Source organism: Parashewanella curva (assembly GCF_003675895.1).
Classification (GTDB): domain Bacteria; phylum Pseudomonadota; class Gammaproteobacteria; order Enterobacterales; family Shewanellaceae; genus Parashewanella; species Parashewanella curva.
This window is the reverse complement of the sequence record NZ_ML014760.1, coordinates 1-12,329: the sequence shown is the minus strand read 5'-3', so window position 1 is coordinate 12,329 and position 12,329 is coordinate 1. Positions and strand designations below refer to the sequence as shown.

Here is a 12,329-nt window from a genome sequence, read left to right as displayed (position 1 = left end):
TTGAACTCACTCAATATCGCCTTGAATTTGCTTAAAACGCACAATCTGGCGACGTTGTTTTTTATCAGGTTTAGTGTCTGGAATTGGATTATTTAAGCGTTGTAGCCGACGTGTTTCGGCATTGGTGGCACGCTTTTGAATGCTTTGTTCGGTCTCTTGATATAGGGTTTGCGCGACAATGGCCTGACCACGTTGGTCACTTAAAGCCATTATGATGACTTCTTTTTCATCAAAGCCTTGGCGTAAACGGATAAGAGCCCCAATTTCAGCATTCTTACTGGATTTCGTACGCTGGCCGTTGTAGTGTACTTTGCCACCATCGATCATCTGCTTGGCAATAGCACGAGTTTTGTAAAAACGCGCTGCCCACAACCACTTATCGAGACGAACGGCGGTGACGGTTTTAAGTTCGGATCGCATTGAGTCTCCTAAGTGAGTGCTAGTGGAAGATAAAGATGGCTCAGCCAAGGTTCAGTTGAAGTTTGTAATAGTCTTATAAAGAATAAAGGGTAACTTTACGAAATTGTGACGCAAATTAGCATAAATAGACAGTTTTCGCCAATGACGAATCTGTTAAAAGCTTGTTGCAGATTAACGGCTAAGGTAGCATTAATAGATTGCGCCAAAAACGATAGGTTTCAAAATACCAAAAAATGGATGCATTAGATAAAGTTATAACAAAAGTAGTTGGCTTACCTCACAAGTCACTTAGCCGATTGGTTTTCGGTTTAGGCTTAGTGGTGTGCCTGTATTTATTAGCACAAATTACTTGGCAATTTGTTCCTGAGCCTGATACCCCAAAGGTGCCTTGGACACCTTCTGCAACCAACACTGCTGCAAGTCGAACAGCTGTTAATATCGAGCCCATTCTCGACTTATCCTTATTTGGCAAACATGACGCGACTCAAGCGACAAAAACGCCAGAACCTGAGCCAGCGTTGATCACTGATGCACCCAAATCATCTTTGTCTATCCAGCTTACTGGAGTAGTGGCGTCTACAGCCAAGAAAAAAGGCTTAGCCATTATCGCGTCTAGTGGTGATCAATCTACTTATAGCATCGGCGATAAAATTAAAGGCACTTCTGCATCGTTAAAAGAAGTGTATGCCGACAGAATCATCATCACTAATGCTGGGCGGTTTGAAACCGTGATGCTTGATGGATTGCAATTTACTACAGCTGTTGAGGCCAATCGTGCGCTGCAACAAGCCGCTCGAAAAAAAGCGCAAAAAAAGGTGAATAAGATCTCCGACCCTAGAATTACTGCACAAATTGCCCAAACACGCCAAGAAATCTTGGCGGATCCACAAAAGATTAATGATTACCTGCAGATATCGCCTTTACGTCGTAATGGCCAAGTGTTGGGTTATCGTTTATCTCCCGGTATGAAGCCAAGCCTATTTAAAGCGGCGGGTTTTAAAGCGGGAGATATTGCAAAAAGTTTAAATGGCTATGATTTAACCGATGTGTCGCAAGCATTCCAGGCTATGGCGGGTCTACAAGATATGAAGGACATATCCATCACGGTTGAACGCCAAGGACAACTCATCGAAATTGATTTCGGGCTACCTAATTAACGAATGAGCGAAAGGCTTAGGGGAAGTTTTAGAATGAAGAATAGCAAGATAGGACGAAAGTGGCTGATAGGGTTAATGACTAGCCTCATTCTTCTGTCACCAAGTGCCTCATGGGCAGAGCAACAATATGCGGCCAATTTTAAAGGCACTGACATTCAAGAATTCATTAATATTGTGGGTAAAAACCTCAATAAAACCATCATTGTCGACCCCACCGTTCGTGGCAAAATCAATGTTCGTAGTTATGATTTATTGAATGACGAGCAATATTATCAATTCTTTTTGAATGTATTGCAGGTCTATGGTTATGCCGTTGTGGCGATGGATCATAATGTCATCAAGGTCATAAAAGACAAAGATGCTAAAACTTCATCGATTAGAGTCGCGGATGATAAAAAGCCGGGACAAGGTGATGAAATGGTCACTCGCATTGTGGCTCTTTATAACACTCAGGCCAAGTTGCTCGCGCCACTATTACGTCAGCTGAATGACAATGCTGGTGGTGGTAATGTGGTGAACTACGATCCATCCAATGTGTTGATGATCACAGGTCGTGCCGCTGTGGTTGATAAGCTGGTGGAAATTGTACGCCGCGTAGACAAACAAGGCGACACTGCAGTTAAAGTACTACCGCTAAAATATGCTTCTGCCAGTGAAGTTGTGCGGATCATGGATACTCTGTATCGTAAAAATAGCAGTAGCTCGCAACTGAATGGCAGCGCACCCAAAGTCGTGGCCGATGAACGCACAAACTCAGTAGTGATCAGTGGTGATGAACAAAGTCGTGAGCGTGCGATGGACTTGATCAAGCGCTTGGACGAAGAACAAGCCAGTACAGGTAATACTAAGGTACGTTACTTACGTTATGCCAAAGCTGATGATTTGGTCAACGTGTTAACGGGCGTAGCGCAAAAGCTCACCAAAGATAAAAAAGGTCGTAAAGGTTCAAGCAGCAGCTCCTCTGCCTCAACACAAAGTAAAGGAGATGTCTCGGTTGTCGCTCATGAAGAAACCAATTCATTGGTGATCACCGCAGAACCTGCGGAAATGCGCACCTTAGATAACGTCATCAATCAACTGGATGTTCGCCCTGCACAAGTATTAGTAGAAGCCATTATTGTAGAAGTCTCTGAAGGTGATAATGTCGGTTTCGGTGTGCAGTGGGGTAGTGCTTCAGGCGGTATATCACAATTTAATAATCTCGGTGCTGGGATTGGTGAAATTGGTGCTGGCGTATGGGCGGCTCGACCTAAAAAAGGCACAAGAGTCTGTTCCGAAAATGGCACTTGTACAGATAACCCTGAGCAAGATGGTGATGTGACCCTACTGGCGCAAGCCTTAGGTAAAATTAACGGTATGGCTTGGGGTATTGCCTCAGGTGATTTTGGTGCCTTAGTGCAAGCGATTGCCGGCGATACCAACTCAAACGTACTGGCCACGCCTTCGATTACGACTTTGGATAACCAAGAAGCTAACTTTATTGTGGGTGACGAAGTTCCTGTCATTACTGGCTCTTCAACCAGCACAGGATCAACGACCAGTAACCCTTTCCAAACGGTAGAGCGTAAAGAAGTCGGTGTTAAGCTGAAGGTTGTGCCGCAAATCAATGAAGGCAGTTCAGTGAAGTTGACTATCGAACAAGAAGTCTCAGGCGTTAATGGTAACACGGGCGTTGATATTTCTTTTTCAACTCGTCGTTTAACCACCACTGTGATGGCGGATTCAGGACAAATTGTGGTACTCGGTGGTTTGATCAACGAAGAAGTACAAGAAAGCGTACAAAAAGTCCCATTATTAGGTGACATCCCAATTCTAGGTCATTTGTTCAAGTCATCATCAAGCAAAAAGACGAAACGTAATCTAATGGTGTTTATTAAGCCAACCATCATCAAAGATGGATTGACCATGGAAGGCATTGCGGGTCGTAAATACAACTACTTCCGTGCGCTGCAACTTGAGCAGCAAGAAAAAGGCGTGAACTTAATGCCGAACACTAAGGTGCCAGTGTTGGAAGAGTGGGATCAATCAAAAGTGGTTCCTAAAGAGGTCAATGACATCCTTGAGCGTTATAAACAAGGCAAAGGTCTAGATACCAAAATGCGCCGCAGTGATGACGCCCTTAAGGTCGTCACCGAAAGCAAAGATAAAGACAAAACCACGGAAAAGAAGTAGCCCATGAGTGACGTGCAGCAGCCCATCGAGCCAGATGCATTATCTCAGGTAACCTCTGAGGTGAATGCCGATATAGAACAAGACGGCAGCGAGTTTCACTCTGAAACTAAAGACCGATTGCCGTTTGCCTACGCTCACCGCCATGCGGTGGTGCTGGCCACTAATGAGGACAAACAGCTTAGTTTGTATCACACACCAACGACACAAGCACAAGTGCTACTGGAAGTGCGTCGTTATAGTGGCGCTGATTTACCATTGATAGAGCTAGATAATCAAGCATTTGAAATGAAGTTGACTCAAGCCTATCAGAGTAACTCGTCAGAAGCACAGCAATTGATGGAAGACATTGGCAATGAGATGGATTTGTTCACCCTTGCTGAAGAGTTGCCACAAACCGAAGATTTGCTTGAAGGTGATGATGATGCGCCTATTATTAAACTGATCAATGCCTTGCTATCAGAAGCCATCAAAGAAGAAGCGTCTGATATTCATATCGAAACGTATGAAAAACAACTGGTGGTGCGTTTCCGTGTTGATGGGGTGCTCAAAGAAGTCTTAAAGCCGAACCGTAAACTTTCATCGCTGTTGGTGTCACGTATCAAGGTTATGGCACGTTTGGATATCGCTGAAAAACGTGTTCCACAAGATGGGCGTATTAGCTTAAGAATTGCGGGTCGCGCGGTGGATGTACGTGTATCGACCATGCCATCGAGTCATGGCGAGCGTGTGGTATTGCGTCTTCTCGATAAAAATGCCGGTAATTTAGATCTTCAGCAATTAGGAATGACAGATAGCATTCGTCAGCAATTTGATGCCTTAATTCGTAAACCCCACGGTATTATTTTGGTGACCGGTCCAACGGGTTCAGGTAAAAGTACCACCTTGTATGCAGGCTTAACTGAAATTAACTCAAGAGATACCAACATTCTTACTGTTGAAGATCCGATTGAGTATGAGCTTGAAGGCATAGGTCAAACGCAAGTAAATACCAAAGTGGATATGACTTTTGCTCGAGGGCTTCGTGCCATTCTACGTCAAGATCCTGATGTGGTGATGATTGGTGAGATCCGTGATTTGGAAACCGCACAAATTGCGGTGCAAGCGTCTTTGACGGGTCACTTAGTTATTTCCACCTTGCATACCAATACCGCTTCGGGTGCCATTACTCGACTGCAAGACATGGGGGTTGAGCCGTTTTTGGTGTCATCCAGTTTACTAGGGGTGTTGGCGCAGCGTCTAGTACGTACCTTGTGTAAAGATTGTCGCCAGCCACACCAGCCAAGCCCATCTGAACTAGAATTACTTGGACTACAAGCTCACGATAGCGCCACGATTTATCGAGCGAGTGGTTGTAAAAAGTGTGGTTACAATGGCTATCGTGGCCGTACCGGTATTCATGAGCTATTGGTTGTAGATGATACGGTCAGAGAACTCATTCACAACGGCCACGGTGAACTCGCTATTGAAAAACACGTGCGTAAAGATACCCCGAGTATTCGTCACGATGGTATGAGTAAAGTATTGGCCGGTATCACCACCTTAGAAGAAGTGTTGCGTGTGACTCGAGAGGAGTAATGGATGGCGGCTTTTGAATACAAAGCACTGGATGCAACAGGAAAGCAAACCAAAGGGGTATTGGAAGCCGATACCGCTCGTCATGCGCGAAACCAATTGCGAGAAATGCGCTTAACCCCATTAAGTGTTGATGCTGTTACTGAAAAAGAAGCCAAACGAGAACAGTTTACTCTGTTTAAAAAGCGGATTTCGGTGGCAGAGCTTGCGTTGCTGACTCGTCAAATTGCCACGCTGGTCGCAGCAGGTCTGCCCATTGAAGAAGCGCTCAAAGCTGTCGGTCAGCAATGTGAAAAAGAACGCCTTGCCAGCATGATAATGGCGGTGCGTTCAAGAGTAGTAGAAGGCTATACCTTGGCCGACTCTATGGCAGAATTTCCACATATTTTTGATGACTTATACCGTGCTATGGTGGCATCTGGTGAAAAGTCCGGTCATTTAGATGTGGTGCTCAACCGTCTTGCGGATTACACCGAACGCCGTCAGCAGCTAAAATCCAAACTGACCCAAGCCATGGTTTATCCTACAGCCTTAACTGTAGTGGCGATATTGGTGGTTTCGATTCTGTTAGCGTCAGTCGTACCCAAAGTCGCTGAACAGTTTATCCACATGGGGCAATCGCTACCGTGGAGCACTCAGCTTATGATTTCCATGTCGGATTTTGTGCGGGACTACGGCATTGGTATTGTGGTAGCGATCATGTTGTTGTTAGTGGTGTTTCAGCGTGTGGTTAAACAGCCCAAAGCCAGAATGCGCTACCATAAATTTATCTTATCACTGCCAGTGGTCGGTAAAGTCAGCCGTAGCCTTAACACCGCACGTTTTGCTCGTACTTTAAGTATTTTATCCGCCAGTTCAGTGCCTCTACTTGATGGTATGCGTATCGCCAGTGACGTGCTGCAAAACGTCAGGGTGAAAGAAGCTGTGAGCGAAGCTACTTCACGAGTACGAGAAGGTACCAGCTTAGGCTCAGCGTTAACCGCCACCAAGCTATTTCCGCCAATGATGTTGTATATGATTTCATCGGGTGAGAAAAGTGGTGAGTTAGAACAAATGTTGGAACGCGCTGCCGATAGTCAAGATAGCCAGTTTGAAGCCAATGTCACTATTGCCTTGGGCATATTTGAACCCGCCCTAGTAATTTCTATGGCGGTAGTGGTGTTATTCATTGTGTTATCGATTTTACAACCGATTTTAGCACTCAATAACTTAGTGAGTGGCTAGAGCAAAGATCAGTGACTTTCTAGCCAAGACAGAATTTTATTAAGGAGTTTCAAATGCAAAACAAACGTCGTCAGCAGGGCTTTACCTTGCTAGAAATTATGGTCGTAGTTGTGATCATTGGTTTATTAGCCGGTCTGGTATTACCAAACGTATTAGGTAACAAAGAAAAAGCGGATACCCAAAAAGCGGTAGCCGACATCGTTACACTGGAAAATGCCTTAGATATGTACAAATTGGATAATGGTGTTTACCCAACGACAGAGCAAGGTCTAGAAGCCTTAGTTCAGGCGCCAACCATTGATCCAGAACCACGCAATTATCGTGATGGCGGCTATTTACGTCGTCTGCCACAAGATCCATGGCGTCATGATTACATTTTAGTTAGCCCTGGTGAGCACGGAAAGATTGATGTGTTTAGCATGGGCCCAGACGGTCAAGCGGGTACCGACGATGACATTGGTAACTGGAACTTAAAAGATTATCAATAAGATGCTTCGATGCTCACAGCAAGGGTTTACCTTGCTGGAAATCATGGTAGTGGTGTTATTGATGGGGTTGATGGCAGCGACTGTCACCCTATCTTTTAATACCTCAACCCCAGAGCAGAAACTGGAAAAAAAAGCCAAGCAGTTTATGGCTACCACTGAATTAGTCATCAATGAAACCATACTCAGTGGCCAGTTTTTGGGGATAGTGATAGAGCCAGATGGTTATCATTACGTGGTGTACCATGACAGCCAATGGCAGCCATTAACCAATGATCGTATTTTGACTGAGCGTAAATTAGATGATGGCATGAGCCTATCGGTTGTGGTGGATGGATTACCGCTAAAGCAAAGTGACGAAGACCGCAGCGACGACATATTTGAAAATGACGATGACAAGTTCAACATAGATGAATCTGTGCAGCCTAAAAAGAAGTTGCCGACACCGCAGATCATGTTGTTTCCTAGCGGTGAGTTGAGCCCATTTGAACTGACATTTGCCATGAGAGATCAGCAAGGTAATGAGCATGATCAATTGGTGGCCGGAGATGCTTTAGGACGCCTGACATTAGGGAGACCTGATGACCAACCATAAAGGAATGACCCTCATTGAAGTTATGGTGGCATTAGCGATTTTTGCTGTTGCCGCACTGTCCATTACCAATAGCTTAGGGCAGTTGATGTCCAATATGCCGATATTACAAGAACGCACCTATGCACAGTGGGTGGCGGATAATGTATTGGTAGATGCGGTACTTGAAAATAAACAGCAGTTTTTAGCCATAGGTAAAAAAGAAGGTGACACTGAAATGGCTGGCGAGCGCTGGTATTGGCGTCGTGAAATCATTAAAACCCAAAGTGATGATTTTCGTATGGTCAAGGTCAGCGTCAGTGATGACTCACGTTATGATCGCATTTTAACTCAGGTAAATACCTATGTATTTAAAGTTAAATAAGCGCCATAGCCGAGGGTTCACATTACTGGAAATGCTGGTGGCTATCGCCATTTTTGCAATTATTGGATTAGCGGCAAACTCGACCTTGCATGCGGTGTTAAAAAACAAAGAAGTCACCGAAGATTTTTCTGCTCGGTTAAAAGGCTTGCAACAAGGCTTTGGCATGATGGATCGCGATATTGGTCAAATCGTCGCAAGACCCCCAAGGCTGCTATCAGGCGGCCATGGAAGTACTGTGATCCAATACGGAGAAGTGATCCCTAATATTGATGGGCAGGCATTGATTTTTTATCGTTTGGGCTGGTTAAACCCGGACGGAATGTTGCCAAGAGGCAGTATTCAATCAGTGGCGTATGTGTTTACCGAAGATAAGTTAGAGCGATGGTATTTTCCTTATCCCGATCCTGTGATTGGCGCTAAGCCCACGAAAACAACCATCATAGATCATGTTCAGAATATGGATGTACGATTTTTTGATGGTAAAAGTTGGCAGCAAGCGATCATGGGAAGTGCCTTACCCCAAGCCATTGCTATTAAGCTTGAGGTGGAAGGCATTGGTACAGTGGAGCGTAAATTCTTATTGCCTAAAGGTGTGGGGCCAGCGACATGATGGTTACGCGAAAACGCCAACAAGGTGTCGCCTTATTAGTGGTGCTTTTGATTGTGGCTCTTATCGCTGTAATCGCGACGGATATAACGTCGCGAAATCAGATTTCAGTGCGCCGCACCATTAATTTGACGGAATACGATCAAGCTTATTGGTACGCCTTATCCTTGGAGCAGCTGGCGAACAAGGTGCTTAAAAAGGACTTAGACGACTCAAAAGGTGAAGTGAATCTGAGTCAAGTTTGGGCGCAAACGGGGGTGGTTTTTCCGGTTGAAAATGGTGCTCTAGCTGGAGAAATCAAAGATATGCGGGCGTGTTTTAACCTTAATGCGCTTAGTGTTAAAGCGACTCAGCCACAGAATAACAATGGCTCACCTAATCAAGAGCCGTTAGCCGTTCAACAGTTTGCATCTTTATTGGAAGCACTCAGTGTTGAGCCATTTACAGCAGAGCAGTTAGCCAAGTCGTTAAGAAACTATATCGACACCTCTCCTGCGGTGGGTGGCTATTATGGCCCTGATGCTGAATATGAAGCACGAGATGTACCTTATCGAGCGGCCAAAACCATGATGAGTCATCGTAGTGAGTTACGAGCGGTACTTGGATTTACCCAAAAGGTATACGATAAGTTAGCGCCTTATGTGTGTGCGATCCCCGGCGATGACAAGCAGCTTATTAATATTAATACCATCCAGCCGGAGCAAGCACCATTGTTGGCTGGAATGTTACTGAACCAAATATCAGCAGATGAAGCCAAAGGCATCATCGAAAGTCGAGGGGCTAAAGGGTATGATGATTTACAAGAGTTTTGGTCATCGCCTGAGTTAGGTAGCATTGGTGGTAATGTGGATAAAGTTAAATCGACTTTTACCAATAAAAGTACCTATTTTGAGTTAGATGGCAAAGCCAAAGTTGGAGATGCCATCTTCCAATTACAAAGCATTTTGCAGGTAAACAAAGATCATTATGTTGACGTGTTAAGTCGGCAATATGGTGGTCAAAAATAAACTCCTCAAGGGTGGAGAAACACGGTGAGTGAACGCCTTTTTATACGACTAGGGACCCACGCTGACGACGCTTGTCAGTGGTTGGTTTGGTCGGAACAAGAACAAGAAATTATTGCATCAGGTGAGCTAGCCGATGCTACTCAATTGCACACGTTAAGTGAGCGAGCTGGCGCTCGCCCTGTTGATGCCTTGGTGCCAACGTCAGCCATCACTTTAACTCAGGTTAACTTGCCTGAAAAAGGGCAGCGACAAGCATTAAAAGCTTTACCTTTCATGTTGGAAGATGTGCTTGCGCAGGATATCGAACAACTACATTTTGTCCCAGGTTCCCGTAATGGCAGTTCATTATCCGTAGCCGTCGTGGCTCATGAGCAGATGCAATCATGGGTCGATTGGGTGAAGGCGGCAGGGCTTAATGTTAAACGCATGATCCCTGATAGCTTAGCGTTACCGTTAGCCGATGGTTGTCAGTGGGCGGCCATGGATATCGGTAATGAATTGCTGGTGAGAACTGGCGAAGGCCAAGGGCATAGTATTCCAAGTGAATGGCAAGATTCTGTTTTACCTAAGCTACTGCCACTACAAGACGCAGAAGATGAAATGGATACGGTCACCATTGCTAACTATAGTCCTATGGAGCTTGAGGGGGCAGAGCTGTTATCTCAGCCACTTGAGTTACCCATGCTAGTACTGGCAAAAGGTGCATTGCATGCACCAATGAATTTGATGACCGAGCAGTATCGACCTAAACGAGAAGGCAACAAGACACTATTGTTATGGCGCAATGCAGCCTTTATCGCTGCGGTATGTATTTTGCTGAGCTTCATTCATAAAGGGGTAGATATTTATCAAACTCATAAGCAGATAGAGGCCATTAAAGCTGACACCGCCGCTGTGTTTAAACGGGCAACTGGCCGAAGCAACACTTCTAATGTTGAATTTCATTTGCGTAACTTGCTCAAGCAGTACAAAGGCAAATCCTCCAGCAGTGATATGTTTGCCATGTTAGAGGGGGTGACTCAAGCCTTTAAAAAGGTGCCCAGTGTTCAGCCTAATTCACTTCGATATGACGGTAATCGTAGTGAACTGAGACTGCAAATCAGTGCCGATAGCTATGATCAAGTTGAAGCGTTCAAGCAAGCGATTGGCAAAGGTTTTAAAGTGGATAGTGGCGCGCAAAATAAAGAAGATGACAAAGTCAGTACGATTTTAACCTTGAGGAGTCGATAATATGAAACAGCAATTCCTCAATTGGTGGAACAGTTTAGCGTTTCGAGAGCAGCAATTGCTTTCTGTGGCGGCCGTGGTGGTTGCGATTAGTGTATTTTATTTTGGCGTGTGGAATCCTATATCTTCAGCACAGCAAGATGCACAGGCAGATCTAAAGAGTGCCAAACAAACACTAATAAAAGTAAAGCAAGACGCTAACCGTCTGATTGGTTATAAGCAGGCTAATCGTGGTCAAAGTCGTCGTGGCAGCTTGAGTAATATTGTCAATCAGCAAGCGGATCGTTTTGGCTTGACTATTTCCCGCATGCAACCACAAGGTGATAAAATTCAGGTGTGGTTAGACGACGCGCCATTTAACGATGTATTGCGTTATTTAGATACTCTAGTGGTAAGCCAAGGGCTAACCGTTGATAGCTTTGATGTGGCCAGTACCGATACCATTGGCGTGGTGCGTATACGCCGAATTCAACTTTCACGTTAAGAGGCAGGACAATAGTGAAACGGATCAAATACCTGATTTTAGGCGTGATGGTTTACCTTATCTTCTTGGTGGTATTAATGCCTGTTAGTGTGGTAATGCGTTTTGTTACGCTTCCACCTCAAGTGCAGGTAACTGGTGTTGGTGGCTCGATTTGGCAAGGCAGTATCGACACAGTGCAAGCGTACGGGCGACAAGTAGAACAAGTGGAGTGGACCATACATCCTTATTCGTTATTAACGGGTACCCTAAATGTGGATGTTAAAATCGGTACGCGTAATTCAGCTATCTACGCTAAAACTAAGCTGCAATTAACGCGCTCGACGATGAACCTTACAGACTTAATGCTGCAAACCGACAGCAAAACCTTGGTTGGTGATACTCGATTACCGCTGCGTTCGAAAGTCGCAGGGGACATCACGCTTGGTATTTCAGAGTTTACCTACGGCCAACCATGGTGTGAGGCGTTGTCAGGTAACCTGCAGCTGCATGGCCTAGAAGTAAATAACCAGTTCGGTGATTTTCCCTTTGGTAGTTTTCGCCTAGGGTTGGATTGTGACCAAGGTGAGGTAATTGTGACGACATCAGAGAAAGACAATCAAATTGGTGTCAGTGGGCGTTTGTGGCTTAAAGCCAACAACCAAGTGCAGTTGCAAGCCAAAATTAAGCCTACAGCGTCAATGCCTGCTTCTGTGCGAGATAACTTAAATTATCTTGGACAAGCAGACCCTCAGGGAGCATATCCGCTAACATACAGTGGGCGGATACCTGGGTTATAAATAATGTGAATGGTATTAAAGCCGAAACAGGATTTGTTTCGGCTTTTTTATATGACTTTTTTATTAAAAGAATACCTTGAGAACCTCGTTTTAATCTGAGATTTTTAACTTAAATCCGTCATTTCGCACTGATATTTCCTAACACTTAACAATAATCACTCACGGCTAATCAAGACACAAAGATCACAACAATTATGGCAAATAGATCACTGAGCCATAGCTAAAAGATCACAGACAAACTT

12 protein-coding genes and 1 pseudogene are annotated in these 12,329 nt (G+C 44.8%); 12 read left to right on the top strand and 1 reads right to left on the bottom strand.

From position 1 onward, the window contains the following. Window positions 1-6: 6 nt before the first annotated feature. A complete protein-coding gene (gene hslR, locus D5018_RS04785) occupies window positions 7-420 on the bottom strand; it encodes a ribosome-associated heat shock protein Hsp15 (RefSeq protein WP_121837870.1) in 414 nt (137 codons plus the stop codon). 233 nt (window positions 421-653) lie between these two features. Between hslR and gspC the strand changes: the two genes are divergently transcribed. The 12 genes and pseudogenes from gspC (at window position 654) to D5018_RS04725 (ending at window position 12,087) form a co-directional block, all read left to right on the top strand. Continuing rightward, a complete protein-coding gene (gene gspC, locus D5018_RS04780; RefSeq protein WP_121837869.1) occupies window positions 654-1,577 on the top strand; it encodes a type II secretion system protein GspC in 924 nt (307 codons plus the stop codon). Window positions 1,578-1,610: 33 nt separating this feature from the next. Then, entirely contained in the window at window positions 1,611-3,749 is a 2,139-nt protein-coding gene (gspD, locus tag D5018_RS04775) for a type II secretion system secretin GspD (protein ID WP_121837868.1), read from the top strand. A 3-nt stretch (window positions 3,750-3,752) separates the two neighbouring features. After that, window positions 3,753-5,324, top strand: a complete 1,572-nt coding sequence (gene gspE, locus D5018_RS04770; RefSeq protein ID WP_121837867.1) for a type II secretion system ATPase GspE — start codon at window positions 3,753-3,755, stop codon at window positions 5,322-5,324. Between the two features lie 3 nt (window positions 5,325-5,327). After that, entirely contained in the window at window positions 5,328-6,545 is a 1,218-nt protein-coding gene (gene gspF / locus D5018_RS04765) for a type II secretion system inner membrane protein GspF (RefSeq protein WP_121837866.1), read from the top strand. A gap of 53 nt (window positions 6,546-6,598) precedes the next feature. Next, window positions 6,599-7,033 (top strand): type II secretion system major pseudopilin GspG, encoded by a 435-nt coding sequence (gene gspG, locus D5018_RS04760; RefSeq protein WP_121837865.1) that lies wholly within the window; start codon window positions 6,599-6,601, stop codon window positions 7,031-7,033. 1 nt (window position 7,034) lies between these two features. Next, a complete protein-coding gene (gene gspH / locus D5018_RS04755) occupies window positions 7,035-7,625 on the top strand; it encodes a type II secretion system minor pseudopilin GspH (protein WP_121837864.1) in 591 nt (196 codons plus the stop codon). Continuing rightward, window positions 7,612-7,986, top strand: coding sequence for a type II secretion system minor pseudopilin GspI (gene gspI, locus D5018_RS04750; RefSeq protein WP_121837863.1), 375 nt, complete (start codon window positions 7,612-7,614; stop codon window positions 7,984-7,986). Before gspH ends, gspI begins: the two co-directional genes overlap by 14 nt. Continuing rightward, window positions 7,967-8,578: pseudogene (gspJ, locus tag D5018_RS04745) on the top strand (type II secretion system minor pseudopilin GspJ); the annotation flags it as partial. The gene gspI and the pseudogene gspJ, both read left to right, overlap by 20 nt. Window positions 8,579-8,595: 17 nt before the next feature. Further along, window positions 8,596-9,600 (top strand): type II secretion system minor pseudopilin GspK, encoded by a 1,005-nt coding sequence (gspK, locus tag D5018_RS04740; RefSeq protein WP_416351530.1) that lies wholly within the window; start codon window positions 8,596-8,598, stop codon window positions 9,598-9,600. A gap of 24 nt (window positions 9,601-9,624) precedes the next feature. Beyond that, on the top strand, window positions 9,625-10,830 hold the full coding sequence (gspL, locus tag D5018_RS04735) for a type II secretion system protein GspL (protein ID WP_121837860.1): 1,206 nt from the start codon (window positions 9,625-9,627) through the stop codon (window positions 10,828-10,830). 1 nt (window position 10,831) lies between these two features. Continuing rightward, on the top strand, window positions 10,832-11,311 hold the full coding sequence (locus D5018_RS04730; protein WP_121837859.1) for a type II secretion system protein M: 480 nt from the start codon (window positions 10,832-10,834) through the stop codon (window positions 11,309-11,311). A gap of 14 nt (window positions 11,312-11,325) precedes the next feature. Next, window positions 11,326-12,087 carry a type II secretion system protein N gene (locus D5018_RS04725; protein ID WP_133309236.1) on the top strand — a complete coding sequence of 254 codons (762 nt, stop codon included), beginning with the start codon at window positions 11,326-11,328 and terminating at the stop codon, window positions 12,085-12,087. Window positions 12,088-12,329: the final 242 nt, after the last annotated feature.